This is a genomic window from Priestia sp. TRM10 (genome assembly GCF_057808375.1).
Genome location: NZ_JBJZOT010000011.1, coordinates 418,714 through 444,680 on the forward strand (window position 1 = coordinate 418,714; position 25,967 = coordinate 444,680).

Genomic DNA, 25,967 nt, shown 5'->3' on the forward strand with positions numbered 1-25,967 from the left:
TTAGTTCAACTCCAACAATTTTTTTCATAGTTTTCCCGTTTTCTTTGTTCTTAAGCAAAGTTTTTAACTGGAAAGAGAGTGGGTATCCCCTTCTCTTTAAAGGGTTGGGAATATGTGTGAAAAAAGAAGTTGAAAAAGAGGTAGGAGAACAAGAGCGGATTTGTTATAATCTTTGCTAGAACAAAAGTGTATAATGGTATACGACTTAATGTAAGTATAAGTAAGAGTATCAGTAAAGGGACATGAGGAGGATTTTCCGTGCAATTATCTGAAAAAGAATTGGAAATTTTAGAAATATTAGAACATGATAGCCGATTACCTCTTGATAGTATCGCTAAAATGGTGGACTTATCAGAGAAAGAAACAAAAGAAGTTGTAGAAAAGCTTGAAGGCAAAAAAGTAATTGTTCAATATTCAACAGATATTAACTGGCGTCGTGTAGACGGTCATGAAGGTGTAACAGCTATGATTGATGTGAAAGTGACGCCAAAGCGTGGTGTTGGATTTGATGAAATTGCAGAGCGAATTTATCGCTTCGAGGAAGTTAAAGCGGTTTACTTGATGTCAGGTACGTATGACTTATCTGTTACAATCGAAGGAAAGTCAATGTCTCAAATTGCAAATTTCGTGTCTGAGAAGTTATCAACACTTGATTCAGTAGTTTCCACAACAACCCATTTTATTATGAAGAAATATAAACATGATGGCACAATTTATGAATATGATGACGACGACAAAAGAATTGTGGTGTCACCATAATGAAACGACATTTATCAAAAACCGTAGATGAACTTCAGCCATCAGGCATTCGCCGTTTTTTTGATCTTGCGAATGGGATGGAAGACGTGATTTCACTTGGGGTTGGAGAACCGGATTTTGTTACTTCATGGTCTGTACGTGAGGCATCTATCTTATCTCTAGAGAAAGGGTACACGTCATATACGGCAAATGCAGGGTTATTGGAACTAAGAGAAGAAATTGCAAACTATATGGATCGTAAATTTGATCTTCAATATGAAGCAAACTCTAACATTATTGTAACAGTAGGAGCGAGTCAAGCGCTTGATATTGCTATGAGATCCATTGTAAATCCTGGTGAAGAAGTTCTCATTATCGAACCGAGCTTTGTTGCTTATGGACCGTTAGTTGAGCTTGTTGGAGGCATTCCTAAGTTTGTTCAAACAAACGGAGAAGGAGACTTTAAACTTCATGCTTCTAAAATAAAAGAACAGCTTACAGATAAAACAAAAGCTATCTTAATCTGTTCGCCAAACAACCCAACAGGAAGCGTTCTTTCAAAAGGAGAGCTTGAAGAAATTGCTGCTATTGCAAAAGAACACGATCTTATTGTGTTAGCAGACGAAATTTATGCTGAGTTAACATATGATGAAGAGTATTGTTCAATCGCTTCATTAGAAGGGATGAAAGACCGTACAATCATTATCTCAGGTTTTTCAAAAGGATTTGCGATGACAGGATGGCGCCTTGGCTTTTTATGCGCGCACGAAGATTTGGCAGGGGCAATGCTTAAAGTTCATCAATATGCGATGATGTGTGCGCCAACAATGGCTCAATATGGAGCATTAGAAGCTTTGAAAACAGGTGAAGAAGATGTGCAGACAATGAAAAAAAGCTATCGTCGTCGCCGTAACTTCTTCGTCAAATCGTTAAATGAAATTGGATTATCCTGTCATAAGCCAGGTGGAGCTTTTTATGCATTTCCTTCTGTGAAAGCAACGGGTTTAACATCGAATGAATTCGCAGAAAGGCTGTTGTTAGAACAAAAAGTAGCGGTTGTACCTGGGCATGTGTTTGGAGAAAGTGGAGAAGGATATGTGCGTTGTTCTTATGCGGCTTCTCTGGATTCCTTACAGGAAGCTCTAAGAAGAATGGAACGATTTATGAGTCAGTTTACAAAAGTAAAAGAAAAACAACAGGTATAACAAAAGGAACGTACAGAAGTACGTTCCTTTTTTATTATCCTTCTTCAATAAGAAGATCTTTTTCATAAAATAACGTGTTCATAATTGTTAAAAATTGATCATCGCTATATCCTTTTATCTTTTGTAACAGGCGCTTTGTTCTTTCGACCCCAATCTCATTAACAAGCTGTGTTAGCTCAGCATCTGGAAAAACAAGCTGGCGCACGGTAGGTCTGCTTGTGAGCTCTGCTGCGGGAATATCGAGAGCAGTAGAGATCTTTAAAATAGTTTGAGTATCAGGTAAACTTTGGCCTGATTCATATTTTTGAATTGTTGAAGTTCCTACACGGATTTTCAATGCTAGCTCTTCCTGTGACATTCCTTTTTGCTCACGCTGAAAACGAATATTTTGTCCAATTGTATTCATTTTTTAGCCTCCCTGTTTAAAGTTTTTACACAACCACCTCTTTTGACCTTCACTCTTCCCCCAACAGAAGTTTTTTATCTTTTCTTATATTTTAACACAGTTCAAGTAATTTTGATGATAATATTCTGAAAACTATGTGTCGATTTTATATAATTCTTTATTTTTAGAGGGATATATAGCGAAGAAACACATTCCAATAGACCGTCTAAGGAAGACAGAGGAAAAAAGGAAATGGTAATAATTACGCATTATTTTATTTAACTTAAAGGATACAAAAAAGAAGCAACAGTCTAAACTAAGTATAAGTCAGGATTGTTTTGATTATGACAGATAAGTATGCTATAATTTAAAATTGCGTATAATCGAGAAAAAACTAACAAAAACTTAGGAGTGTTTACATGGCTGAAAAGTTTACAGTAGGTAGCGTTATTGATGGAAAAGTTACAGGAATTCAACCATACGGAGCTTTCGTTGCACTAGACGAAGAAACTCAAGGTTTAGTTCATATTTCAGAAGTTACTCACGGTTTCGTTAAAGATATTAATGAGCATCTTAAAGTAGGGCAAGAAGTACCTGTAAAAGTTATTTCTGTTGACGAAAAGTCTGGAAAGCTTGGTCTTTCTATTCGTGCTACTCAACCAGAACCAGAAGTAAAAGAAGAACCAAAGAAAAAGCGTCCTCAAGCAACACCAGCGCAACCTGTAGAGAACGCAGCACCACAAGGTTTCAACACACTACGCGAAAAGCTTGAAGAGTGGGTTGAGCAATCTAACCGTCAAGATCTAATTAAGAAGTAAAGACGGTGAAAAGCAGCTGATAAGTCAGCTGCTTTTTTTTATTGCTTTTTATACGTTAGAAGGAAGAAAAGAAAGGGTAATGTTCCTCTTAGAAGAGGAACTAACGAAAATTGAGTTTCTTTTATTTACTTTTAGATACGGTTGCTTCAGTATAATTAATAGTAAGAATGTTTAGAAATTTTAAGGGGGATGAAAAATGAAGACAACAAGTGAAAAGGTGATTAACCAAACCGAAAAATTTGGTGCCAACAATTATCATCCATTACCGATTGTTATTTCAAAGGCAGAAGGGGTATGGGTAGAAGATCCAGAGGGAAATCGATATATGGATATGCTTAGTGCATACTCAGCCGTTAACCAGGGGCATCGACATCCTACAATTATTGAAGCATTAAAAAAACAGGCAGACCGTGTAACCCTTACATCAAGAGCTTTTCACAATGACCAGCTTGGTCCATGGTATGAGAGAATGTGTGCGGTTACAAATAAAGATATGATTTTACCTATGAACACAGGAGCAGAGGCAGTGGAAACAGCGGTGAAAGCTGTAAGACGCTGGGGTTACGAGAAAAAAGGAATTGAGGAAAATAAAGCTGAAATTATTGCATGCTACGATAACTTTCATGGACGTACAATGACAGCAGTTTCGCTTTCTTCAGAAGAAGAATATAAGCGTGGCTTTGGTCCAATGCTTCCTGGCATAAAACTTGTTCCATACGGAGACTTAAAAGCGCTGAAAGAAGCAATTACACCAAATACGGTTGCTTTCCTAATGGAGCCTATTCAAGGTGAAGCAGGAATTAATGTTCCTCCACAAGGCTTCTTGAAAGAAGCCGCTGCTCTTTGTAAGGAACAAAATGTTCTATTTGTGGCAGATGAGATTCAAGTAGGGCTTGGAAGAACAGGAAAGATGTTTGCTTGTGATTGGGAAGACATAGAGCCAGACGTACTAATCTTAGGGAAAGCCCTAGGAGGGGGTGTTTTTCCTATTTCATGCGTTGCAGCAAATAAGGAAATTCTAGGTGTATTTAACCCAGGTTCACATGGATCAACGTTTGGGGGGAATCCTTTAGCATGCGCTGTTTCCCTAGCTTCTCTTGACGTGATTCAAGATGAAAACCTTGTGGAAAGGTCATTGAACTTAGGGAATTATTTCAAAGAACAGTTAGAAAAAATTCAGTCATCAATTGTTAAAGAAGTGCGGGGAAAGGGCCTATTTATTGGAGTAGAACTTCATGAAAAAGCGCGTCCATACTGTGAAAAACTAAAAGCAGAAGGATTGCTATGCAAGGAAACACATGATACTGTAATTCGTTTTGCTCCACCGCTTATCATCGTACAAGAAGACTTAGATTGGGCCATCGACAAAATCAAAAAGATTCTTCAATGATAAGAAAAAGCAGGGGCTATAATAGGCCCCTGTTTTTTTATTGTTCATTCATTTTTGGCTCTGTACGCTCTACTTCTGCAGAAGGCTTAAACAGAAGTCCCAAGTTAATTAAGCCAGCAATGCCGACCAATCCATAGATAATACGAGAAAGAGCAGAAGTTTGACCTCCAAAAATAGCCGCTACTAGATCAAACTGAAAGAACCCGATAAGTCCCCAGTTGATTGCTCCGATAATAGTAAGAACAAGTGCAGTTCGTTGAATACCACTCATAGTTGACAACCTCCTTTTGTAATCTTTCCTTATTAGCTTGGTGTTTTAGAACGAAAATATTCTACGGTTTCTGTGGTAATGTTTGTGGGTAATGCCTATTTTATAGAACATGTTTTTTAAGGTTTGTGACACTTTAAAGAAGGAGCACATTTCTTTACAAAGTAAAATGGATTTCTGCATAATAAGGAAGAAATCGAGGAGGGAATTTATTTTGGATAATTTTACATTTTATAACCCAACTAAATTAATTTTTGGTAAAGGGCAAGTTGAGCAATTGCGTGAACTCGTTCCACAGTATGGAAAGAAAGTTCTTTTAGTCTATGGTGGCGGAAGCATTAAGCGTAACGGGCTATATGATGAAGTAATGAACATTTTGAACGAAGTTGGAGCAACAGTTCATGAGCTAGCGGGCGTTGAGCCAAACCCTCGTTTGACAACGGTAAGAAAAGGTGTAGAAATTTGTAAACAAGAAGGTATTGAGTTTGCACTAGCAGTTGGTGGTGGAAGCGTTATTGATTGCACAAAAGCTGTTGTGGCAGGTGCTAAGTACGATGGTGATGCTTGGGATTTAGTAACGAAAAAAGCATTTGCAACAGAAGCTCTTCCATTTGGTACAGTCCTGACGTTAGCTGCAACAGGTTCTGAAATGAACGCTGGATCTGTTATTACGAATTGGGAAACAAATGAGAAATATGGTTGGGGTAGCCCAGCAACATTCCCGCAATTCTCAATTCTAGATCCTGTTAATACATTTACAGTTCCAAAAGATCAAACCGTATATGGCATGATTGATATGATGAGTCATGTATTTGAACAATATTTTCATCATGTTTCAAATACAAAGCTTCAAGACGGTATGTGTGAAGCAACGTTAAGAACAGTTATTGATACAGCACCAAAACTTCTTGAAAACTTAGAAAGCTATGAGCACCGCGAAACTATCTTATATTCAGGGACAATCGCTTTAAATGGCATGCTGCAAATGGGGTACAGTGGCGATTGGGCAACACATAATATCGAACATGCTGTTTCAGCTGTATATGATATTCCTCATGCAGGAGGTCTTGCCATTCTGTTCCCGAACTGGATGAAGCATACGCTTGATCAAAATGTGGATCGCTTCAAACAGATTGCAACTCGCGTATTCCAAGTTGAAGAAGAGGGTAAATCTGATCGAGAAGTGGCTCTTGAAGGAATCGAGAAGCTACGTGAATTCTGGACAAGCCTTGGGGCACCAACTCGTTTAGCTGATTATGATATTGATGATTCTAAACTAGAGCTCATGGCAGATAGAGCGATGGCGAACGGAGAATTTGGTAAATTTAAAGTACTAAACAAAGAAGATGTATTAGCTATTTTACGTGCTTCTTTATAATAAAAAAACGATCCACACGTGTGTGGATCGTTTTTTTATTGTTCTTGCTTCTGTTTTTTATATTTTTCTTTAAGGTCATCCCTAACGCTCCCTTTCCAAAGAGCAACACCTTTATTGTAAGAGGCTCTCGTAATCAAATGGGAAGCGACAGGAGTTGTCATTAGGACAAAGACAATACCAAGGATTACTTTTGCGCTTATATAGCCTTTTGTAAACCAGAAGTATGCTGCAGTTCCAATGAGTGTGAGCATAATACCAAGTGTAGCACTCTTAGAAGCTGCGTGAGCTCTTGTATAAGTATCAGGAAAGCGCAGCATTCCAATTGTTGTAATAAGGGAGAGAAGGCTTCCTAATAATACTAAAATGCCTACTATAAGTTTAGCTGTCTCGGTCATGATCAATAATGGCTCCTCTCTCAAGAAACTTAGCAAAAGCAACTGTTCCAATAAAGGCTAGTATCCCTATCAGGAGAATAATATCTAAAAATGCATCTGTATCAACTATAATACATGTGATTCCCGTAATAGCCATAAGGTTAATACCAATTGCATCAAGAGCCATAACTCGGTCTGAGATACCGGGTCCTTTCACAACCCTATACAGAAGTCCTATCGTTGCTAGTGATAAAATGATTAAAGCTATTGTAGTGAGAATATCAAGGGTCATCGACTCACCTCCATAATCGCTTTTTCAAATGAATTCTTTATATCATCGATTGCTTCGTGCACATCATCGATATGCATTGCATGAATGTATAAAACTGAATTATCATCTGAAATATCAACAACAAGTGTTCCAGGGGTAAGTGTAATCATATTAGCAAGGAGCATAATTTCCCAATCTTTTTCTACTTCAAGTGGAAGAGCAAAGATTCCTGGTTGAATCTTTAAGGTTGGGCGAATGACTTCTTTTAACACACTATAGTTTGCTTTGAGTAATTCAACTAAGAATAATAAAAGCAAATAAACGATAGCAACAAGTTTTTGAATATAAAAACGGGTAGGGAAAAAACGTCTTAAACAGAATAAGATAATGATCCCAACGAGATAGCCTTTAGAAAATGCGAGACCGTTCCAAGCATTTTGAAAGAACATCCATAATAAAGCAATTATTACGTTTAAAAGGATTTGAAATGACATATTTCACCTACTCCTTTAAAACCGCGTCAATATAAATAGACGGGTCCATTAGCGTTTTTGCAGCCTCAAAAATGTAAGGAGAAACAAATTCAGCTCCTACACCTAACCCAACAGAAAGAGCTAGTAGAATGACAATAGGTAGTAACATTCCTTTTGTTGTTCCTTTCTCTTCTTTCTCTGTTAACTTTGGCTCACGCCAGAAAGCATGAATGAAGATTTTGATGACAGAATATAGAACAACTAAACTTGAGATTAAAAGGATACCCATAAACAGATAGCTATGTGACTGTGCAGCACCTTCTACTAATAAGAACTTTCCAATGAAGCCACTCAAAGGAGGGATTCCGGCAAGAGAAATTACAGCTACAAAGAACATCCATCCGAGGAAAGGGTGACGTTTAATTAGACCACCCATTTTTTTGGCTGAAGCTGTTCCTGTAATAGTAATCATTGCTCCTGCTAATAGAAATAGCGCTGCTTTAATGATCATGTCATGAATTAAATAGTAAAGCGCTCCTGCAATTCCAGTTTCTGTTGTTAAGGTAACTCCATATACAATAACACCGACTGCAATGATAATGTTATAAATAATAATTTTTTCAATATCCCAATAGGCAATAGCCCCAATACATCCTGCTACAATCGTTAGAAGCGACACATAACCAATAATAGTATGTGTAAATGCTTGATCATGATAGAAAATAAGTGTAAACACTCGGAATATAGCATAAACACCAACTTTAGTTAACAGTGCACCAAATAAAGCTGTTACAACAGGTGGAGGTGCTTTGTATGAACCAGGAAGCCAAAAATATAGGGGGAATAGTGCTCCTTTTATGGCAAATACCACAAATAAGAGAAGAGCAATAGCTGTAATGATACCAGGCTGTCCTACTTCAGCAACTTTTACTGATAAATCAGCCATATTTAATGTTCCTGTTACAGAGTATAGGAACCCAACAGCGATAACAAAAAGGGCTGAAGAAACAATATTTACAAGAATATATTTAAGAGACTCTCGAAGTTGGAGTTTTGTGCCTCCTAATGAGATCAAGACATAGGAAGACATTAACATAACTTCGAAGAATACAAATAAGTTAAAGATATCTCCAGTTAAAAATGCTCCTGTGACACCTACAATCATAAATTGAACAAAAGAGTAAAAATAGAATCTTTCTCGTTCAATTCCAATAGAACGAAAAGCAAATAAAATACAGCACAAGCTGACAATACTTGTTGTAAGGACAAGTAGTGCTGAAAACATATCAGCTACAAGTACAATTCCAAAAGGAGGTTTCCATCCTCCAAGCTCATGAGTTAAAATTCCATGTGTTTTAACGAAGTGTACAAGAAGTACAGAGAAACCAGTAGACACAAGAGAAGAAACTATGCTAATTGTACGAGCAACAGTAACATTTTGGCTAAAAAACATAAGAATAATCCCTGTTATCAAAGGAATTAGCAGTGGCCAAATTACATAATTACTCATCGTCCTCACACCCCTTTAAATCATTCATATCGTCTGTCTTTAATTCCTGATATGAGCGGTATGCAAGAACTAAGAAAAGAGCAGTAACTCCAAAAGAAATAACAATAGCGGTTAAAATCAAAGCTTGCGGCAATGGATCTGTGTAAGAAGAAGCATTTTCACCTAACAGGGGAACTGTTCCTTTTTTTAGTCCGCCCATTGTAAGAATCATTAAATGAGCTCCGTGACTCAAAAGGACAGTTCCAATAATAACCCGTAGTAAGCTACGAGATAAAATTAAATACGTTGCACACATGAAGAGTATGCCTGATACAATTGACATTAATATTTCCATTATTCGCTCTCTCCAATCGTTTGAATAATGGTCATGGTAATTCCCACAACAACAAGATAAACCCCCAAGTCAAACAGAGTTGCTGTTGCTAAAGCCGTATGTTCTCCAAAGAATGGAAGGTCAAAATACCCATATGTATGAGTAAGAAAAGGTACATCAAAGAAGAATCCACCGACTCCAGTAGCAACGGCTATTAAAAGCCCTGTAGCAATCACCTTTTTGAAATCAAAAGGGATAATTGACTGAATCGTTTTTAAATCATAAGCAAGTAATAACAATAACAAACCACCACTTGCCATTAATCCACCGATAAAACCTCCACCAGGAGTGTAGTGACCAGTGAAAAACAGATAAATGGAGAAAGTGATGATAATGAACGACACAACGTTCGTAGCCGTTTTTAAAATTAAATCATTTACCTTCATGTTCACGTTCACTCCTTTTGGTTAGACGTAATTTAACAATCGCAAAGATTCCAAAGGCAGCGATACCAAGTACTGTAATTTCAAACAATGTATCAAATCCACGGAAGTCTACAAGGATAACATTCACAATATTCTTCCCACCTGCTTCTTTATAGCTTTCCTCCACAAAATACTTAGAAATAGAAGGGAATAGTTTCTCGCTATGAGAGGCAATACCAAACATTGTGACAACAAATCCTACTCCGATTGAAACAAGTAAATTTAATAATCGAAATCTGAGCCGCTTTTGTTTCTTTGTGATTTCTGGTAAATGGAAAAAACAAAGTAAAAATAAAGCAACAGAGATTGTTTCTACAACAAGCTGTGTAAGCGCTAAATCAGGTGCCCTGAAGATAACGAAGAATAGTGAAATCGTATATCCCACGACACCAGCTGCAATGATGGCAACCATACGTGTTCTAGCAAGAACGGTGACGACAGCACCTCCAACAGCTAGAAGACTTAGGATTATTTCATAAACTCCAATTGGGGCAACATTTGTTACATCAAGATGAAATGCATTTGTCACAAAGAGAGAGCTTAATGAAATAATAGATAGAAATACAAAAATGTAAACAAGATAATCTCGAATATGGCCAGACATAAAGGATTTCATAATCCATGCTGAACCACGTTCTGTTCCAACCAACCCTTGATCATAAAAATGGTTAAGGGCGAGTTTTTGAGGAAAACGTTCATAAATAAAGGACCATTTTCGAACAGTAAGGAAAAGAATTGTTCCTATTGCAATGATTCCAATCGTCATAAACAATTCAGGTGTAAATCCATGCCAATGTTTGATTTCTACATCAAATTCTCGGCCACTTTGAGCAATCGTTGGAAGTATCGATTTCATAGCCGGTATAATAAGCGTAGAAGATAAAATGTTTGGGAAAAAACCAAATATAACAGCTAAGGAAGCTAAGATAACTGGTGATATAAGCATTCCAACTGGGGCTTCATGCGGTTTTTTCTCTAGCTTCTCAAGTTGAAGTTTTCCTGTAAACGTTCTAAAGAATAAAATCATACTGTATACAAAGGTGAACACACTAGCTATCCATGCAATAACTGGAAGAAGAATTCCCCATGTTTCGATATGGTAAATATCCATCTTTAGAACATTAACCATCCCAGTTAAAAACATTTCTTTACTCAAAAACCCGTTAAACGGAGGAATGCCAGCCATTGAGAACGACCCAATTAAAGCAATTGTAAAAGTAACAGGCATAATCCCCATTAAACCACCAAGTTTTCGAATATCGCGTGTTCCGGTCTCATGGTCCACAATTCCTGCAACCATAAACAAGCTTCCTTTGAAAGTAGCATGGTTAATGAGATGGAAAATAGCAGCAGTAACAGCGACGATAAAAATATTGTTTTCTAAGTAGTCGTAATGTAAAGACGCACTTCCAACTCCAAGTAATGACATAATCATTCCAAGCTGACTAACCGTTGAAAAAGCTAAAATTCCTTTTAAGTCCGTTTGTTTTACAGCAGAAAAGGATCCCCAAAACAAGGTGAAGATTCCAAATGTTGAAATCAAAATAAACCATGCAGCATGGTCACTGAAGACAGGGCTTAAACGAGCGACAAGATAGATTCCTGCTTTCACCATTGTAGCTGAGTGCAAGTAAGCACTAACAGGAGTGGGAGCTTCCATCGCATCTGGTAACCAAATATGGAACGGAAACTGAGCTGATTTTGTGAATGCCCCTAAGAGAACAAGGATAAGAGCAGGTAAAAGCAAAGCTTCTCCTTTTAGGAGATCAAGGTTAGCTATAATTTCACGGATACTAAATGTGCCCGTCATCATGTACAAGAGAATAATTCCGCCTAAAAGAGCTAATCCTCCAAAAACAGTAATAAGCATTGATTTTTGTGCTCCATACTGGGACTTCTCTCTTTTATACCAATATCCAATAAGTAAAAAAGAGGAAAGACTTGTGATCTCCCAGAATGTATAAAGAACAATTAAATTATCAGAAAGCACGACTCCAAGCATGGCTCCCATAAAGAGAAGAAGATATACATAGAAATTATGTAATGCCTCTTTATCTTTTGATAGATAATAAATAGAGTAAAGAGTAACTAAAGACCCGATTCCTGTAATAAGCAAAGCAAATAAAAGACCAAGCCCATCAACATGTAGAGTGAAGTTGATATCTAAGCTTGGAATCCATTTAAATGTACGAACAACTTCTTCGCCACTGCTCGTAAGTTTAATGAACTGGAGAAAGTATATAAATAAGGCAAGAGGTAAAATAAGGACAAACCATCCTGTATGAACCTTTCGCACATATCTATATAGAAAGGGTACAAGTATCGCAAATAAGAAAGGCGATAGTACGAGTAAGTGTAGCAATGACAAATGATAAACCTCCTTCAAATATACTAATTTTAGACGGATACTTTATTCTAGAACCGATTATATAATAATTCGAGATGCCTTGCATCCCAACGACTCTTCTCTGTTGCTCAACTATTTCTGTGCTATTAAATAAATAGAAAGTCGGAAAAATTACAGTAAAAAAAATTATATTTTTTTTTATTTTTAAGGTCTTTTTTGGGGTATAGAATGCTTTTTTAGTCTTCACTTTTTTTCTTAAAGAATTCCATTACATTGAATAGAAATAAAAAAATCATCTCATCCTAACTATGAGGTGATGTTTAGTATGTATAAGAAACAAATCATTGTAAGTTCCACTATTTTTATCATGATGTTTACAAGTGCTTTTTTGTTCAATGCCGCTACAAAGAAAGAATACTTAGATCAGGAAACAGTAGAAAAATTAGTGGAGCAGTATGGAGAGACAATGAATAAGCACCCGTTACGCCCTTTCGATTCAAGGGAATACGTGCGGTTGAATAAAGCAATGGAAGAGTTTGAGTTAAGTATAGAGTGAGTCACTTCTATTAAGTGATTTTCCTTCTTTAGTCCTGCTCAAACCTTTCTATGCAGGATTTATGCAATATTTTTGAAAAGAAAGTACTAATATGGAGAAACATTGCTTGAATTCCATGAGCGGTTTCGATAAAGTGAGAGAAAGAGAATAAAATTTATGGAGGAACATATCTATGACACATGTTCGTTTTGATTACTCAAATGCACTTACTTTTTTCAAAGAGCATGAAATTACATACTTAAGTGATGCTGTAAAAGCAGCACATCATGCTATCCATGATAAAACAGGAGCAGGAAGCGATTTCTTAGGATGGGTAAATCTTCCGAAAGAATATGATAAGGAAGAGTTTGCTCGCATTGAGAAAAGTGCTGAAAAAATTAAAAGTGATTCAGACGTTTTATTAGTAATTGGAATTGGTGGTTCATATTTAGGTGCAAGAGCAGCGATTGAAATGCTTCAACACTCTTTCTATAACGTATTACCGAAAGAGAAACGTCAAACGCCACAAGTGATTTTCGTTGGAAATAACATTAGCTCTACATATATGAAAGACTTAATGGATCTTCTTGATGGAAAAGACTTCTCAATCAATGTTATTTCTAAGTCTGGAACAACAACAGAACCTGCGATTGCGTTCCGTATTTTCCGTAAGCTTCTTGAAGAGAAATATGGAAAAGAAGAAGCACGTGGTCGTATTTATGCTACAACAGATAAAGCGCGTGGAGCTTTAAAAACGCTTGCTGATGAAGAGAAATACGAAACATTCGTAATTCCGGATGATGTTGGTGGTCGTTATTCTGTTTTAACTGCAGTTGGACTTCTTCCAATTGCTGTGAGTGGGGCGAACATTTCTGACATGATGAAAGGTGCAGAGGCTGCAAGTGAAGACTTTGCAAAGCCTAACCTAGAAGAAAATGCAGCATACCAATATGCAGCAGTTCGTAACCTTCTTTATAACAAAGGTAAGACAATTGAAATGTTAATTAACTATGAGCCAGCTCTTCAATACTTTGCCGAGTGGTGGAAACAACTGTTTGGAGAAAGTGAAGGAAAAGACCAAAAAGGAATTTATCCATCTTCAGCAAACTTCTCAACAGACCTACATTCTTTAGGACAATATGTTCAAGAAGGTCGTCGTGATATTTTTGAAACCGTAATTCGTGTTGAGAATCCTCGTCACGAGTTAACAATTGAAGAAGATGCGGCTGATTTAGATGGCTTAAACTATCTGGCTGGTGAAACAGTTGATTTTGTTAATAACAAAGCACTTGAAGGAACAATGCTTGCTCATACAGACGGAGGAGTTCCGAACTTACTTGTAACAGCACCAGCTCTTGATGCTTATACATTCGGTTATATTGCTTACTTCTTTGAAAAAGCTTGCGCAGTAAGTGGCTACCTTTTAGGTGTTAACCCATTTGATCAACCAGGTGTAGAAGCATACAAAGTAAATATGTTTGCACTTCTTGGAAAACCAGGATTTGAAGAAAAGAAAGCAGAGCTTGAAAAACGTTTAAAATCATAAATGGAAAAACAGTCATAGCCTTAGGCTATGACTGTTTTTTTGTAACGATACAAAAGGATAAAAAGCATAGTATTGGAGACGTTAACATAGAAAAGGGGTGCTTACTATGATTGAATTACAGTCAAACCTTGAGGGAAGAGTGTTTAAGTTACATGATTTAGAAGAAACTTTAGGTTCTTTAGGATATACAATTGGGGGAGGATGGGAGTATAATCAAGGGTCATTTGACTATAAGATAGATGATAAAGTAGGGTATCAGTTTCTTCGTCTCCCATTTCAAGCTGTGGATGGTCAGCTTGATGCCCCTGGAGCAACAGTGCGTTTCAGGACACCTTTTTTGCTTTCTCATAAATATCAAATTGGTTTAGATGATCAAGTTCATGTTGGCAATGTGAAGAGCTCATTTGATCAATTTCAAGAGCCGCAAGATCCTGATGCTTCTTTTCCAAAAGAATATATCCCGCTAGGTCAGGAACTCCTAAAAGAAGCAGAGCAGCGCCTTTTATATTGAATTTGAAGAGGCTTTGTTAGCTTACTTTCTAACAAAGCCTTCTTTTAAAAATAGCTGCTCGTACATATGCTGACTAATCATTTTATTTGTTTCGACTATTTTACCTGCTCCAGCATGTTCAGCACTTTTGACGTGTAGAGAAGAAAGAATTTCTGCTGTGATAGGAATATGACGATCTTGTCCCTTAACAGCTAAGATAGTCAAAATAGCCTGCATATCTGCCTCGTTTTCAGCTTTGTGTTGATTAGCTGTAATCATCACTTCCCGAGCTTCAGCAATATTTGCTTTTATAAGTGTATTCTCATGTGTCGGATTTCCTTTTACAAAATGAACGTATGCAGAAAGCATAGGACGTTCTTCTAGTGTTTCGTCAATTAATACAATATGTTTAGCAAGATGAGATTGGGCAAAAAGCTCTAGAAGCTGTTTTGTACGCTCATTCCATCCAACAACAACAATATGATCACTACCTCTATAAGGGAGACTTCCATCAACATAAGCATTCTCTCTAGAAACTGCCATTCTAGCAATCGTTACAAAATAATTCGTTATAAACCCTGTGCCAATTAAAATAAGTAACATAGCTAAAATACGTCCCATTACTGTATGAGGAACATAGTCTCCGAACCCAATGGTAGATATCGTGACAATTGACCACCATATTCCGTCAAAAACGGTTGGAAAGGTTTCTTCTTCAAGAAAATGAATAACTCCGCCAAAAATAACGCAAAGCAGTAGAATGATAACAATAAGTCGATATAAAACAGAGCGACGGAAGAAGCGGAATAGAAAGCTATCAAACATGTGCAATTTCCTCCTTTAGAACATAGTGTTCCCATTTCTAAAGAAGGTATGAAAAAAGCGCGCCTATCATTATAGGTGCGCTTTTCTAACTTATACTGTTTGTTTTTTTGCTTCTTTTGGTCTTTCTTCCCATCCATCAAGCTCTCCAATATTGTGAAGAGAGTCTTTGTAAAAGACGGGATCTTTTCCTTGTTTACGTTGATCTGTATAATCTTTAAGAGCTCTAAATGCTGTTTTTGCTAGGAACGCAATCGCAATTAAGTTTGTGAAAGCCATAAGACCCATGAACAAATCAGCTAAATTCCAAACTAAGTCTACTTTTGCAACAGCTCCAAATAGGATCATTGCAAGAACAAGTATACGGTAAACGAAAATGATGGTTTTATTTGTTTTAATGAATTCAACGTTTGTTTCACCATAATAATAGTTACCGATTAGCGTACTAAATGCAAAAAGGAAAATCATAATAGCTAGAACAGATGAAGCCCATCCACCGATATGTTCTCCTAATGCTACTTGTGTAATTTGAACACCATCTAGTCCAGGTGTTTTATATGCATCTGTCAAAAGTACGATGAACGCTGTACTTGAACAAATAATTAATGTGTCAATAAGAACAGCTAAAGCTTGAATAAGACCTTGTTTAGCAGGGTGGGTAACATCCGCTGTAGCCGCTGCGTTCGGCGCACTACCCATACCAGCTTCATTGGAGAATAAACCACGTTTAACACCTTGAAGTAAAACGGCTCCAAGCGTTCCACCTGCAAATTGTTCAAATCCAAAAGCATGCTTCACAATTGAAGCAATAAGAGATGGCATTTCGTTAATGTTCACTAAAACAATCCCAAATGCGATGAGGATATAGAGGCCTGCCATAACAACTACAATGTATTCTGACATTTTTGCGATACGTTGAATACCACCAAAGATAATAATAGCAAAAGCAACCAAAACGATAATTCCGACTACAAGTCGATTCGTATTAAAAGACTGTTCAAATGCAAGTGTAATTGTATTTGCTTGTACAGCAACGAACACGAAAGCAAATGAAATAGTAATCAGAACAGCGAATAAAACACCAAGCCAGCGTTGTTTTAACCCTTTTTCCATATAGTAAGCAGGTCCGCCGCGGAACGTCCCTTTATCCGGAACTTTGTAAATTTGAGCTAATGTGCTTTCAACAAAACCTGAGGCAGAACCAACAAGCGCTACAATCCACATCCAAAAGATTGCACCAGGTCCTCCAATTGAAATAGCAAGAGCAATTCCGGCAATGTTTCCTGTTCCAACACGAGCAGCCATACTAATACAAAAAGCTTGGAATGCTGAAATGCTGCCTTTTTCTTTTGAAGCAGGCTTTTCTGTCAGCAATCTAAACATTTCTTTTAATAAACGAAACTGCAGAAATCTTGAACGAAGCGTAAAATATAGTCCTAATACAAGTAGTAAAGCAATAAGAATATAGGTCCAAAACACATCATTTATCTTAAGAACTACATCATTCAATAAATCCATTAATAATTCCCCCTTATGAAACAAAAATGATTTACAACTTTAGATGTATGTGAACTTTTCTAACATAAATAATATTATATAGGGGAAGGGAAACAGAAAGCAATACTATTCTTTACTGTATTGAATAATAGTAAAATTTCAAAGATTTAAAATCTTATTACGTCTTACTTCTTTTAAATTTATAGTAAATCTGTTTCTTCTTTAAATGAAGAAAAAAGAGATAAATTATTCTTGTAGATGTTAACACATCATCAATCTATTATTCGGAAAAGTTGTTAGTGAAGATAACAAAATCAGAAAAAATGTTAGAAGATATGACAAAATTGACCCATTAAACATGAAGTATATAATATTTTTTAATGAAAGAAAGAGATGATACAAAAAAATATAATAAATAATGAAAAAATTATAACAATTTAAAAGGGAATGTGTTATAATTTCAGATAAATGACTTAGTCGATAAAAATAGTCGGAATTGAAGGTTGACAAACTAGTTAATTGTGCTAAAATTTCTTCAACATCCTCATTTTTCAGCATAATATAAAGGTGTATTTATTAAGATATGCTCTTCTTTTTTGTAAAGAGAGTAGAATTTTTATTGAAATTAATCTGACTTAAACCATCGGAAATATAGTTTTTAATTATTGGGAAGAAAAGAGGAGGAGTCAATATGGGGGATAGTTCTAATCATAAAGAAGCTTTGCGAAAAACAGAAGAACTTCTTCAATCAATACAATATGGCTCTGTTACTCTTGTTATCCAAGATGGAAAAGTTGTTGGTATTGATAAAGTCGAAAAAATTCGTTTGAAATAATAGAACGTTTAGAACGTTCTATCTTCTTTTAAGTTTAAAACCGTGTTTATCTATCGGATTAAATGTTTATATGGAAGGTGAGAATATGGCAAAGCTAACATACGAAACGTGGACAGATGAGGTTCCTACATTTGCACATGATGATGAAACAAAAGGAGCTCTTGCGACTCTAAAATGGGCTTATGATTATTACGGAGATTCAATTGTGTATGCCTGTAGTTTCGGGATCGAAGGGATAGTGCTCATCGATCTCATCGCAAAGGTAAATCCAAAAGCACGCATTGTATTTTTAGATACAGGCGTACATTTTCAAGAGACTTACGATGTGATTGATAAAATCCAAGAACGTTTCCCAGATCTTAATATTGAGATGAAAAAACCATCTCTTAATCTTGAACAACAAGCAGAACAGTATGGAGACAAACTTTGGGAACGTGAGCCAAATCAATGTTGCTATATTCGAAAAATTTTACCGCTTGAACAAACATTAAGTGAAGTAGATGCTTGGATTTCAGGATTAAGAAGAGATCAATCTGAAACAAGAAAAAATACAAATTTCATTAATAAAGATAACCGTTTTAACAAAATTAAAGTATGCCCGCTTATTCACTGGACTTGGAAAGAGATTTGGCGCTATGTATACAAACATGATCTTCCATACAACGAGCTTCATGATAAAGGATATCCAAGTATTGGATGTGCACCATGTACAGCTCCAGCATATAACATGGATGATTTACGATCTGGTCGCTGGTCAGGAAATCAAAAAGTAGAATGTGGGCTGCACGAGTCTTAATAAAAGGTAGTTGATTGACCATGTTTACAACGATAGCCATTATTATCGCACTCTTTTTTGCCATGAATATTGGGGCAAGTGGTGCTGCTGCAACAATGGGGGTTGCATATGGTTCTGGAGCTATAAAAACGAAAAGAAAAGCTCTTCTTATATGTAGCCTCTTTATTTTACTTGGTTCATATTTTGGAACAGAAGTTGTGAAAACAATAGGTAGTGGCATTATTCCAGAGGATATTGCGAGTGTTAAAATCGCAGTCATTATTTTATTAGCAGCAACAAGTACTCTGTTTTTTGCAAACTTAATGGGTATCCCACTTTCAACAAGCGAAGTGACAGTTGGAGCAGTAATAGGGGTTGGGGTTGCTTATCAAGCTTTGTATATGAACTCTATTTTAAAAATTGTTTTCTTTTGGGTTATTGTTCCAGTATTCTCTTTCTTTATTACGTACATTATTCGCAAGTGGATTATGACTCGAAAAAGAAGAGAAAGGTTTGGAGAAAAGAAAGGGAGAGAAAAATATTTAGTTGCCTTTCTTCTTGTTGCAGGATGCTTTGAAGCTTTTTCAGCGGGAATGAACAATGTTGCAAATGCCGTTGGGCCCCTTGTTGGTGCCGGTGTTATCAGCCCTTCTTTCGGTGTAATTGTCGGGGGAGTTTTTATTGCTCTTGGAGCTCTTTTGTTAGGTGGAAGAGTGCTTGAAACAAACGGTAAGAAAATAACGGCTCTTTCTAAAGGAGAAGGAATTATGATTTCTCTAACAGGAGGAGGTCTTGTTTTTATAGCCTCTCTATTTGGATTGCCTATCCCTCTCACGCAAGTGACGACCTCTTCTATCATAGGGGTAGGAACTGCAAAACAAGGAGCTGGAATCTGGCAGAAAAGTATCGTGTTTCAAATGGTTAAAGTTTGGGTTGTGTCACCTATCTTTTCCTTAATGATTTCCTACGGCCTAGTTAAGCTAACAATTCAAGATGATTGGTACTCATTTTTTGTTATCATCATCTGCTGCTTAGCTACGCTTGGCACTGTAAGTCTTGCGCAAAATTCAAGCAAAAAAAAACTAAAAGTAACGTCAGCGGAACGAACAACTCTTTAAATTAAGAGATTGAATATACAATAATACTTGGGAGGTTTTTGTGATGACAGCAAGTCAGCCACATGGAGGTACACTAATTAATCGTTTTAATCCAGACTATAAATATGATGGGATTTCTAAAAGCATTGAGCTAGATCCGATGGCTCTAAGTGATTTAGAGTTAATTGCAATCGGAGGATACAGCCCTTTACAAGGCTTCTTAGGAAAAGAAGATTATGAGAATGTTGTCCACAATATGAAATTAGCTGATGGCACAGTATGGAGTATTCCAGTTACATTACCTGTTGAAGAAAAGGTAGCTGAAACGCTTCAAGCTGGTGAAGATGTTAAGTTGACTAAAAATGGTGTTGTCTATGGAGTGCTTCATTTTGAAGAAGCTTATAAGCCAAATAAAGAAGTTGAAGCTGAAAAAGTTTATCGTACGACTGAAGCAGCTCACCCAGGTGTGAAAAAAATGCTAGAACGTCCGGATGTGTATATAGCAGGGAAAATTACCCTTGTACGTCGTGAAGAGAAAAAATTCGCTGGCTATCATTTAGATCCAAAAGATACGCGCGCTAAGTTTGAAGAGCTTGGATGGGAAAAGGTAGTTGGGTTCCAAACGCGTAACCCTGTGCACCGTGCTCATGAATATATTCAAAAAACAGCTCTAGAAATTGTTGATGGTCTCTTTTTAAATCCGTTAGTTGGAGAGACGAAATCGGACGATATTCCAGCAGACATCCGTATGGAAAGCTATGAAGTTCTGCTGAAAAACTATTATCCAAAAGATCGCGTATTCTTAGCTGTGTTCCCAGCGGCAATGCGTTATGCTGGTCCTCGTGAAGCAATTTTCCATGCGATGGTTCGTAAAAACTATGGCTGCACGCATTTTATTGTTGGACGTGACCATGCGGGAGTCGGTGATTATTATGGAACATATGATGCACAATTAATTTTCCGTAATTTCACAAGTGAAGAGTTAGGCATTACCCCTCTATTCTTTGAACATAGCTTCTATTGCAAAAAGTGTGAAGGAATGGCTTCGACAAAAACGTGTCCACATGGTAAAGAAGATCGTATGATTTTATCAGGTACAAAAGTGCGTGAAATGCTTCGTAATGGAGAAGTACCACCAAGCACATTTAGCCGTCGCGAAGTCGTTGAAGTACTTATTAAAGGAATGAAACAGCAGACTGTTCAATCATAAGGGGGAAAAGCAATGGGTGAGTCAACAAATATTACATGGCATGAAAGTGGCGTAACGAAACAAGATCGCCGTAAAAAAAGCGGACATCATAGCTTTATTCTATGGTTCACTGGGCTGTCGGGTTCTGGAAAATCAACAATTGCAAATGCCGTTGCGCATCGCCTGTTTCAAGAGGGCATCAATGAGTATGTGCTAGACGGAGATAATATTCGTTTTGGGTTAAATAAAAACCTCGGTTTCTCTGCAGAAGATCGTACGGAAAATATCCGTCGTATTGGAGAAGTTTCAAAGCTTTTTGTAGATAGTGGTCAAGTTGTGCTAACAGCTTTTATTTCTCCTTTTATTGAGGATCGAAAACAAGTAAGAGAAATTGTAGAAGAAAATGAATTTGTTGAGGTTTATATTGACTGTAATCTAGAAGAATGTGAGCGTCGTGATCCAAAAGGACTTTATCAAAAAGCTCGTGCTGGGGAAATTAAAGATTTTACAGGAATTAGTTCTCCATATGAGGCTCCAGAGAACCCTGAGATCACAGTTCATTCTGATCAGTATAGTGTAGAAGAATGTGTAGATCAAATTGTCGCATATTTAAAAAATGAAAACTTCATCTAGGAGTTTTCTATAAAAGAGAGTCATGTAAGGCTCTTAGTTTGAGGCTCATAGTGAATGCTATGAGCCTTATTCTTAAAGATAGCTTATCCAAAGCATCTCCAAATGACGGTTCAAATTTTAGAGATATGTTGGTACATTAATAATATAAAGTTAAGAATAGAGTGTATAAACTGACAACTTGGAGAGGAAGATGTACGTGAACATTGGAAAGGTTTATTTAGTTGGAGCAGGACCAGGAGATCCGGAGCTTATAACTTTAAAAGGAATCCGCTGTATTGGAGGGGCTGACGTCATTTTATATGATCGTCTTGTTAATAAACATCTATTAACATATGCCAAAAAAGGTGCTGATCTTATCTACTGTGGCAAATCTCCAAATGCTCATATCCTTCAACAAGAAGCAATCAATAATGCTCTTGTAAAACATGCTAAAGAAGGAAAAACGGTTGTTCGTTTAAAAGGTGGAGATCCATTTGTGTTCGGGCGTGGTGGTGAGGAAGCTGAAATTCTTGTTCAAAACGGTATCTCTTTTGAAATTGTTCCAGGCATCACCTCAGGTATTGCAGCAGCTGCTTATGCGGGTATCCCTGTTACGCATCGTGAATACAGTGGAAGCTTTGCTTTTGTGACAGGTCATCGCAAACAGGAAGATGAACATGTGAAATGGGAAGCTCTAGCTAAAGGAATTGACACATTAGCCATTTATATGGGCATTAAGAATCTATCATATATTTGCGAACAGCTTATTCAACACGGCAAGAGTCCTGACACACCCGTTGCATTGATTCACTGGGGAACGTATACTGAGCAAAAAACTGTAGTAGGTACACTTGATACGATTATTGATATAGCTCATAGAGAAAAAGTGAAGAATCCAAGTATGGTCATTGTTGGAGAGGTTGTTGTGCTAAAAGACAAATTAAGTTGGTTTGAGGAAAATACGCAGCAATATGTTGAACAAGTTTTCTAAAGTGAGGGATCAAAGTGGAAGCTGTATTGTATATTTGTCACGGGACGCGGATTAGAGATGGACAGATCGGAGCCTTGCAATTTATTGAACGTTGTAAAGAGAAAGTAAACGTTCCTATTCAAGAAGCGTGTTTTTTAGAACTTGCTGAACCAACTATTGAAGAAGCTTTCGCTCGATGTATAAAGCAGGGGGCAACAAAAATTGTAGCTGTCCCAATTCTTCTTTTAACAGCAGGGCATGCAAAAAAAGATATACCAGAAATATTGCTTTCCTTAGCTGAAGCACATCCAGAAATTGAAGTTGTTTATGGAACTCCTTTTGGGGTTCATGACAAACTTGTTGATGTATTAATGGACCGTATACGTGAAGCCAACAGTATGATTGATAAAGATGCAACAGTTTTACTCGTTGGTAGAGGAAGCAGTGATCCAGATGTGAAACGTGATTTAAATGAAATTGCCCTTATGTTAGAACGACGAGGCGGGTTCTTAAAAGTGGATACATGCTTTCTTGCTGCAGCAGAACCTACTTTTGAACAGGGGCTTCGTGGGCTTACAGGAAATAAGCAAGTTTATATTGTTCCGTATATTCTTTTCACTGGGTTACTCATGAGACAAATTGCAGCAGATGTAAGTCAGCTACTTGTTGACTCTTCGAACATTTTTCTGTGTTCATTTTTAGGCTATCATACTATTTTAGAAGACATTCTTGCTGAGAGAATTGAAAAGTGGAAAACTCAAAAGGGAAACTTAATGTTTAATGGAGAAGGATTATGTACACTGTCACATTGAATGTAAGAAATAAAAAAGCTCTCGTTGTTGGTGGAGGTAATGTTGCGACAAGGAAAATTAGACATCTTTTAAAAGAAGGAGCAAATGTTACAGTTATTTCTCCTGAAGCTACGGATGAAATCAAGAAGTGGGAGGAAAAAGGCGAAGTGCATTGGGAAAAGCGAGAAGCAAATGAGCTTGACGTTCCCTCGGCATTTCTTGTTATATTAGCAACAAACAACACAGAGGATAATGAAAAACTATTAAAAGCTGCTTTACCAAATCAGCTTGTTAACGTAGCGCACAAGGGGGATAAGGGGAGTTATACTGTGCCAGCTCAGTTCACACGCGGCGATTTAACCATTTCGGTCTCAACAGGGGGAGGAAGTCCGCTGTTAGCTAAAAAGATACGTGATGAACTTTCAGCACGTTATGGTGAAAGCTATGAACAGTATGTGGACTTCTTAAATGAGATACGTTCTTTTATACATGAACATGAAAAACAGGCTGAAGAAAAAAAGAAGCTTCTTCATCGTTCTTTGCAAGAAGAAATGAAAGATGCTCATCATCAACAACTTTTTTGGCAAGCGTTATATGATAAATATAAAAAAGATTAAAAAGTGCGAGTAGAGATTGCTATAGTAACCTCAACTCGTACTTTTTATTTAAGAAAGGCTTTGAATATCGATTTGCTTAATCCCGGCAACTTTTTGAATATCATAATAAACATCTGTTGTGAACCGTTTTTCATAGGCCAAGATTTTTAGCTGAATAACGACAAAATCATCCAGGTCTTTTACCCGAACGTGTTTTACCCTTAAATTTAGATTTTTGATTTCAGAGATAAGAGTTGTTAAATGAACATCTCTAGAGACGGTTAGCTCCAGTCGAATCTCTTTCTCTTTAAACTGCTTAGGGCCAATCAATTTAGTAAGAAAAGGGATAAATTCAACGCTGATCATAAGAAGAATAACGGCAATCACAGCTTCTGTATAAAAGCCAGCTCCAACCGTAATGCCAATTCCAGCAGCCCCCCATATAAGTGCGGCCGTCGTTAAGCCTGAAATACTATCATTTTCTCTTCTCAGAATCACCCCTGCTCCAAGGAATCCTATACCAGATACAATTTGAGCAGCAAGTCGCAAAGGATCCATTGTAATGTTGCTTGCTTTCTCAAATAAATAGGCAGATTCGATAGAAACGATAGTTAAAATACAGCTTACAATGGACATTACAAGTGAAGTCTTTAATCCAACAGGTTTTCGCTTTAGTTCTCTTTCAAGACCAATAATCAACCCTAGCACAGCCGATATTCCAAGCTTTAATATCGTTTCGTAATACATGTTCTTACCTCGCTTTCGTTATGTTATAAGGTTAAAAGAAGGAAGATCACTGGCTAGAACTCAATACTTTATGTCTATAAGATATATGCACTGTAAGAGGGAGGTAGTACAAAGAGGACAAGAAGAAAAGAAAGACAAAAAAGCCTTCCGCTTGGCGAGAGGCTTTAAAGCATGTCCTGAAAATGAAAGAAAAATAAGCAAAAAATGAGGCCAAATACAGAACTTAATATAAAGTGGCTGCCTTCTACTTTTTCTGTCCTATCTCCTATTTTGATTCCTTCAAAGTAAGCAAAACAAATAAGGGAGATGGCCATTAGGAAAGATAGCCACATTCCTAACTGAATTAACATGAGCGTAAACTCCTCTCTAGCATCTTTACTATGAAAGTATGTAGAGATTTACTAGTTTATGCTCATTAGATAAACAGTCTTTTAGAAGAAATTAAAATCAGGCATGTTACAATCGTGCTTAACACAAAAGCTGGTATCATATATGTGCTGTTATAAACGATCGTATACCATAAAAGCGGAACATCTTTTGGAGCATAAGCAGCAAAAAAGAAATAACCTGATACGCAGTGCGCAAGATAACGTAAAAAACTGCCCACAAAAGATCCTAAAACAACGTACAAAATTACTTTTCCCGCATGATTGTTTGTTAGAGAAGAAATAATTCCTTTTCGAGTTAATCCTGCAAATCCGATAACTGTAAAGGCAATGAGATAATCAATAAGACCTTGTACAGGTGTGTAAATTTGACTTGGTCCTACTATAACTTGTAGAAGACCTAATAAAAACCCAGAAGCAAGGCCTCCCTTTATACCATGACGAAAAGCAACGATAAGAACAGGGACCATTGAAATGGAAATTGCACCCCCCTGAGGAAGAGAGAAAAATTGAGCAACAAGGTCTAATAGGAAGGCAAGGGCAGTCATGATACTTATTTCTGCTAAAACTAAAGTGCGGCCACGCTGCATGTAAACACCTCTTTCATTCAATAATTTTCTTGGCTACAATGTACTTTTCTTCTATAGAGAGGAAAGTATGTGAAGTAGTGAATAGGTACGTTGTAGATTATAGCACCTTTTTATAATTGAAATAAAAACTATTAATAAACATTTTCATTTCTTCTAAATAATGATAGGATATGTTAAGCAGAAAAAAGTTAAAACTCCATATGTACTAAGGTTCTTAAGTTTTTTGAAAAAAAATTAAAAAACCTATTGCAAAACAATTTAATACGTGATAAATTATTACTTGTCGCTGCTACGGTAGCACAAAACAGAAAAAAGTTAAAAAAACATTTTAAAAAAAGTTGTTGACACACTTCGGTAGAAGTGATAAGATATAAAAGTCGCTGTTAACGACAAACGAAATGATTGACCTTTGAAAACTGAACAAAATACGTCAACGTTAATTCTATTTTATTTTTAAAACAACGTTTCTTATAAGAAACAAAAAGCTATGGACATCGAAAGATGAAACCAAACTTTCTATGGAGAGTTTGATCC

30 protein-coding genes are annotated in these 25,967 nt (G+C 36.8%); 16 read left to right on the top strand and 14 right to left on the bottom strand.

Annotated features, from left to right (window positions below; all coding sequences use genetic code 11):
* The first annotated feature begins 258 nt into the window (after positions 1–258).
* Both ACK3CR_RS10490 and ACK3CR_RS10495 read left to right on the top strand, forming a co-directional pair.
* Positions 259–759 (top strand): Lrp/AsnC family transcriptional regulator, encoded by a 501-nt coding sequence (locus tag ACK3CR_RS10490; protein WP_019395062.1) that lies wholly within the window; start codon positions 259–261, stop codon positions 757–759.
* Complete coding sequence (locus tag ACK3CR_RS10495) at positions 759–1,943, top strand: aminotransferase (protein WP_488975330.1); 1,185 nt, start codon at positions 759–761, stop codon at positions 1,941–1,943. The genes ACK3CR_RS10490 and ACK3CR_RS10495 overlap by 1 nt, the downstream gene beginning before the upstream one ends.
* A 34-nt stretch (positions 1,944–1,977) precedes the next feature.
* Here ACK3CR_RS10495 and ACK3CR_RS10500 read toward each other — a convergent pair whose 3' ends face one another.
* Positions 1,978–2,349: a helix-turn-helix domain-containing protein gene (locus ACK3CR_RS10500; RefSeq protein ID WP_019395064.1), complete on the bottom strand. Its 372-nt coding sequence runs from the start codon at positions 2,347–2,349 to the stop codon at positions 1,978–1,980.
* A gap of 398 nt (positions 2,350–2,747) precedes the next feature.
* Here ACK3CR_RS10500 and yugI point away from each other — a divergent pair, with 398 nt between their 5' ends.
* Positions 2,748–3,146 (top strand): S1 domain-containing post-transcriptional regulator GSP13, encoded by a 399-nt coding sequence (gene yugI, locus ACK3CR_RS10505; RefSeq protein WP_243516794.1) that lies wholly within the window; start codon positions 2,748–2,750, stop codon positions 3,144–3,146.
* Between the two features lie 196 nt (positions 3,147–3,342).
* Positions 3,343–4,536, top strand: coding sequence for an ornithine--oxo-acid transaminase (locus tag ACK3CR_RS10510; protein WP_488975331.1), 1,194 nt, complete (start codon positions 3,343–3,345; stop codon positions 4,534–4,536).
* Between the two features lie 37 nt (positions 4,537–4,573).
* On the opposite strand, the gene ACK3CR_RS10515 is transcribed toward ACK3CR_RS10510, so the two are convergent.
* Positions 4,574–4,807, bottom strand: a complete 234-nt coding sequence (locus tag ACK3CR_RS10515; protein WP_061804578.1) for a DUF378 domain-containing protein — start codon at positions 4,805–4,807, stop codon at positions 4,574–4,576.
* 211 nt (positions 4,808–5,018) lie between these two features.
* Between ACK3CR_RS10515 and ACK3CR_RS10520 the strand changes: the two genes are divergently transcribed.
* On the top strand, positions 5,019–6,182 hold the full coding sequence (locus ACK3CR_RS10520) for an iron-containing alcohol dehydrogenase (protein WP_328122168.1): 1,164 nt from the start codon (positions 5,019–5,021) through the stop codon (positions 6,180–6,182).
* Positions 6,183–6,217: 35 nt separating this feature from the next.
* Here the strand turns inward: ACK3CR_RS10520 and mnhG are convergent, their stop codons facing one another.
* The 7 genes from mnhG to ACK3CR_RS10555 are packed head-to-tail and all read right to left on the bottom strand — an operon-like array spanning position 6,218 to position 11,976.
* Entirely contained in the window at positions 6,218–6,577 is a 360-nt protein-coding gene (gene mnhG, locus ACK3CR_RS10525; protein ID WP_268583307.1) for a monovalent cation/H(+) antiporter subunit G, read from the bottom strand.
* Positions 6,561–6,848: a Na(+)/H(+) antiporter subunit F1 gene (locus tag ACK3CR_RS10530; RefSeq protein WP_111924135.1), complete on the bottom strand. Its 288-nt coding sequence runs from the start codon at positions 6,846–6,848 to the stop codon at positions 6,561–6,563. The genes mnhG and ACK3CR_RS10530 overlap by 17 nt, the downstream gene beginning before the upstream one ends.
* Complete coding sequence (locus ACK3CR_RS10535; protein ID WP_124051156.1) at positions 6,845–7,321, bottom strand: Na+/H+ antiporter subunit E; 477 nt, start codon at positions 7,319–7,321, stop codon at positions 6,845–6,847. The genes ACK3CR_RS10530 and ACK3CR_RS10535 overlap by 4 nt, the downstream gene beginning before the upstream one ends.
* A gap of 7 nt (positions 7,322–7,328) precedes the next feature.
* Positions 7,329–8,810 (bottom strand): Na+/H+ antiporter subunit D, encoded by a 1,482-nt coding sequence (locus tag ACK3CR_RS10540; RefSeq protein ID WP_488975332.1) that lies wholly within the window; start codon positions 8,808–8,810, stop codon positions 7,329–7,331.
* The gene (locus ACK3CR_RS10545) at positions 8,803–9,144 is read right to left on the bottom strand and encodes a Na(+)/H(+) antiporter subunit C (protein ID WP_019395073.1); all 342 of its coding nucleotides are present in this window, start codon (positions 9,142–9,144) and stop codon (positions 8,803–8,805) included. Before ACK3CR_RS10545 ends, ACK3CR_RS10540 begins: the two co-directional genes overlap by 8 nt.
* A complete protein-coding gene (locus ACK3CR_RS10550) occupies positions 9,144–9,569 on the bottom strand; it encodes a Na(+)/H(+) antiporter subunit B (RefSeq protein WP_019395074.1) in 426 nt (141 codons plus the stop codon). Before ACK3CR_RS10550 ends, ACK3CR_RS10545 begins: the two co-directional genes overlap by 1 nt.
* Positions 9,556–11,976 carry a Na+/H+ antiporter subunit A gene (locus ACK3CR_RS10555; protein ID WP_488975333.1) on the bottom strand — a complete coding sequence of 807 codons (2,421 nt, stop codon included), beginning with the start codon at positions 11,974–11,976 and terminating at the stop codon, positions 9,556–9,558. The genes ACK3CR_RS10550 and ACK3CR_RS10555 overlap by 14 nt, the downstream gene beginning before the upstream one ends.
* A gap of 304 nt (positions 11,977–12,280) precedes the next feature.
* Between ACK3CR_RS10555 and ACK3CR_RS10560 the strand changes: the two genes are divergently transcribed.
* From ACK3CR_RS10560 to ACK3CR_RS10570, 3 genes are all read left to right on the top strand, one after another.
* On the top strand, positions 12,281–12,511 hold the full coding sequence (locus ACK3CR_RS10560; protein ID WP_243516814.1) for a hypothetical protein: 231 nt from the start codon (positions 12,281–12,283) through the stop codon (positions 12,509–12,511).
* Between the two features lie 172 nt (positions 12,512–12,683).
* Positions 12,684–14,036: a glucose-6-phosphate isomerase gene (locus ACK3CR_RS10565; RefSeq protein ID WP_243516816.1), complete on the top strand. Its 1,353-nt coding sequence runs from the start codon at positions 12,684–12,686 to the stop codon at positions 14,034–14,036.
* 106 nt (positions 14,037–14,142) lie between these two features.
* On the top strand, positions 14,143–14,547 hold the full coding sequence (locus ACK3CR_RS10570) for a YugN-like family protein (RefSeq protein WP_488975334.1): 405 nt from the start codon (positions 14,143–14,145) through the stop codon (positions 14,545–14,547).
* 21 nt (positions 14,548–14,568) lie between these two features.
* Here the strand turns inward: ACK3CR_RS10570 and ACK3CR_RS10575 are convergent, their stop codons facing one another.
* A complete protein-coding gene (locus ACK3CR_RS10575) occupies positions 14,569–15,351 on the bottom strand; it encodes a potassium channel family protein (protein WP_243516820.1) in 783 nt (260 codons plus the stop codon).
* Between the two features lie 90 nt (positions 15,352–15,441).
* Positions 15,442–16,866 (bottom strand): alanine/glycine:cation symporter family protein, encoded by a 1,425-nt coding sequence (locus ACK3CR_RS10580; protein ID WP_243516822.1) that lies wholly within the window; start codon positions 16,864–16,866, stop codon positions 15,442–15,444.
* A 670-nt stretch (positions 16,867–17,536) separates the two neighbouring features.
* On the opposite strand from ACK3CR_RS10580, the gene ACK3CR_RS10585 reads away from it, so the two are divergent.
* The 8 genes from ACK3CR_RS10585 (at position 17,537) to ACK3CR_RS10620 (ending at position 23,731) form a co-directional block, all read left to right on the top strand.
* A complete protein-coding gene (locus ACK3CR_RS10585) occupies positions 17,537–17,680 on the top strand; it encodes a YezD family protein (RefSeq protein ID WP_243516824.1) in 144 nt (47 codons plus the stop codon).
* A gap of 85 nt (positions 17,681–17,765) precedes the next feature.
* On the top strand, positions 17,766–18,476 hold the full coding sequence (locus ACK3CR_RS10590) for a phosphoadenylyl-sulfate reductase (RefSeq protein WP_243516825.1): 711 nt from the start codon (positions 17,766–17,768) through the stop codon (positions 18,474–18,476).
* Positions 18,477–18,496: 20 nt separating this feature from the next.
* Complete coding sequence (gene cysP / locus ACK3CR_RS10595) at positions 18,497–19,573, top strand: sulfate permease (protein ID WP_243516826.1); 1,077 nt, start codon at positions 18,497–18,499, stop codon at positions 19,571–19,573.
* A gap of 43 nt (positions 19,574–19,616) precedes the next feature.
* Positions 19,617–20,762 carry a sulfate adenylyltransferase gene (gene sat, locus ACK3CR_RS10600; protein ID WP_243516829.1) on the top strand — a complete coding sequence of 382 codons (1,146 nt, stop codon included), beginning with the start codon at positions 19,617–19,619 and terminating at the stop codon, positions 20,760–20,762.
* 12 nt (positions 20,763–20,774) lie between these two features.
* Positions 20,775–21,374 (top strand): adenylyl-sulfate kinase, encoded by a 600-nt coding sequence (gene cysC, locus ACK3CR_RS10605; RefSeq protein ID WP_019395085.1) that lies wholly within the window; start codon positions 20,775–20,777, stop codon positions 21,372–21,374.
* 202 nt (positions 21,375–21,576) lie between these two features.
* Entirely contained in the window at positions 21,577–22,344 is a 768-nt protein-coding gene (gene cobA / locus ACK3CR_RS10610; protein WP_026009760.1) for a uroporphyrinogen-III C-methyltransferase, read from the top strand.
* 14 nt (positions 22,345–22,358) lie between these two features.
* Positions 22,359–23,135 carry a sirohydrochlorin chelatase gene (locus ACK3CR_RS10615; RefSeq protein WP_243516831.1) on the top strand — a complete coding sequence of 259 codons (777 nt, stop codon included), beginning with the start codon at positions 22,359–22,361 and terminating at the stop codon, positions 23,133–23,135.
* Positions 23,117–23,731: a precorrin-2 dehydrogenase/sirohydrochlorin ferrochelatase family protein gene (locus ACK3CR_RS10620; RefSeq protein WP_328122172.1), complete on the top strand. Its 615-nt coding sequence runs from the start codon at positions 23,117–23,119 to the stop codon at positions 23,729–23,731. The genes ACK3CR_RS10615 and ACK3CR_RS10620 overlap by 19 nt, the downstream gene beginning before the upstream one ends.
* 48 nt (positions 23,732–23,779) lie before the next feature.
* On the opposite strand, the gene ACK3CR_RS10625 is transcribed toward ACK3CR_RS10620, so the two are convergent.
* The 3 genes from ACK3CR_RS10625 to thiT form a co-directional block, all read right to left on the bottom strand.
* Positions 23,780–24,457 (bottom strand): MgtC/SapB family protein, encoded by a 678-nt coding sequence (locus ACK3CR_RS10625; RefSeq protein WP_243516836.1) that lies wholly within the window; start codon positions 24,455–24,457, stop codon positions 23,780–23,782.
* Positions 24,458–24,621: 164 nt separating this feature from the next.
* A complete protein-coding gene (locus tag ACK3CR_RS10630; protein ID WP_111924150.1) occupies positions 24,622–24,807 on the bottom strand; it encodes a hypothetical protein in 186 nt (61 codons plus the stop codon).
* A 65-nt stretch (positions 24,808–24,872) separates the two neighbouring features.
* Entirely contained in the window at positions 24,873–25,433 is a 561-nt protein-coding gene (gene thiT, locus ACK3CR_RS10635) for an energy-coupled thiamine transporter ThiT (RefSeq protein WP_243516839.1), read from the bottom strand.
* Positions 25,434–25,967 lie beyond the last annotated feature (534 nt).

Bases quoted from the DNA above. Each gene is read 5' to 3' on its own strand.
- ACK3CR_RS10495 (WP_488975330.1), top strand. From the start codon at position 759: ATGAAACGACATTTATCAAAAACCGTAGATGAACTTCAGCCATCAGGC.
- ACK3CR_RS10500 (WP_019395064.1), bottom strand. From the start codon at position 2,349: ATGAATACAATTGGACAAAATATTCGTTTTCAGCGTGAGCAAAAAGGA.
- yugI (WP_243516794.1), top strand. From the start codon at position 2,748: ATGGCTGAAAAGTTTACAGTAGGTAGCGTTATTGATGGAAAAGTTACA.
- ACK3CR_RS10510 (WP_488975331.1), top strand. From the start codon at position 3,343: ATGAAGACAACAAGTGAAAAGGTGATTAACCAAACCGAAAAATTTGGT.
- ACK3CR_RS10515 (WP_061804578.1), bottom strand. From the start codon at position 4,807: ATGAGTGGTATTCAACGAACTGCACTTGTTCTTACTATTATCGGAGCA.
- mnhG (WP_268583307.1), bottom strand. From the start codon at position 6,577: ATGACCGAGACAGCTAAACTTATAGTAGGCATTTTAGTATTATTAGGA.
- ACK3CR_RS10530 (WP_111924135.1), bottom strand. From the start codon at position 6,848: ATGACCCTTGATATTCTCACTACAATAGCTTTAATCATTTTATCACTA.
- ACK3CR_RS10535 (WP_124051156.1), bottom strand. From the start codon at position 7,321: ATGTCATTTCAAATCCTTTTAAACGTAATAATTGCTTTATTATGGATG.
- ACK3CR_RS10540 (WP_488975332.1), bottom strand. From the start codon at position 8,810: ATGAGTAATTATGTAATTTGGCCACTGCTAATTCCTTTGATAACAGGG.
- ACK3CR_RS10545 (WP_019395073.1), bottom strand. From the start codon at position 9,144: ATGGAAATATTAATGTCAATTGTATCAGGCATACTCTTCATGTGTGCA.
- ACK3CR_RS10550 (WP_019395074.1), bottom strand. From the start codon at position 9,569: ATGAAGGTAAATGATTTAATTTTAAAAACGGCTACGAACGTTGTGTCG.
- ACK3CR_RS10560 (WP_243516814.1), top strand. From the start codon at position 12,281: ATGTATAAGAAACAAATCATTGTAAGTTCCACTATTTTTATCATGATG.
- ACK3CR_RS10565 (WP_243516816.1), top strand. From the start codon at position 12,684: ATGACACATGTTCGTTTTGATTACTCAAATGCACTTACTTTTTTCAAA.
- ACK3CR_RS10570 (WP_488975334.1), top strand. From the start codon at position 14,143: ATGATTGAATTACAGTCAAACCTTGAGGGAAGAGTGTTTAAGTTACAT.
- ACK3CR_RS10575 (WP_243516820.1), bottom strand. From the start codon at position 15,351: ATGTTTGATAGCTTTCTATTCCGCTTCTTCCGTCGCTCTGTTTTATAT.
- ACK3CR_RS10580 (WP_243516822.1), bottom strand. From the start codon at position 16,866: ATGGATTTATTGAATGATGTAGTTCTTAAGATAAATGATGTGTTTTGG.
- ACK3CR_RS10585 (WP_243516824.1), top strand. From the start codon at position 17,537: ATGGGGGATAGTTCTAATCATAAAGAAGCTTTGCGAAAAACAGAAGAA.
- ACK3CR_RS10590 (WP_243516825.1), top strand. From the start codon at position 17,766: ATGGCAAAGCTAACATACGAAACGTGGACAGATGAGGTTCCTACATTT.
- cysP (WP_243516826.1), top strand. From the start codon at position 18,497: ATGTTTACAACGATAGCCATTATTATCGCACTCTTTTTTGCCATGAAT.
- sat (WP_243516829.1), top strand. From the start codon at position 19,617: ATGACAGCAAGTCAGCCACATGGAGGTACACTAATTAATCGTTTTAAT.
- cysC (WP_019395085.1), top strand. From the start codon at position 20,775: ATGGGTGAGTCAACAAATATTACATGGCATGAAAGTGGCGTAACGAAA.
- ACK3CR_RS10620 (WP_328122172.1), top strand. From the start codon at position 23,117: ATGTACACTGTCACATTGAATGTAAGAAATAAAAAAGCTCTCGTTGTT.
- ACK3CR_RS10625 (WP_243516836.1), bottom strand. From the start codon at position 24,457: ATGTATTACGAAACGATATTAAAGCTTGGAATATCGGCTGTGCTAGGG.
- ACK3CR_RS10630 (WP_111924150.1), bottom strand. From the start codon at position 24,807: ATGTTAATTCAGTTAGGAATGTGGCTATCTTTCCTAATGGCCATCTCC.
- thiT (WP_243516839.1), bottom strand. From the start codon at position 25,433: ATGCAGCGTGGCCGCACTTTAGTTTTAGCAGAAATAAGTATCATGACT.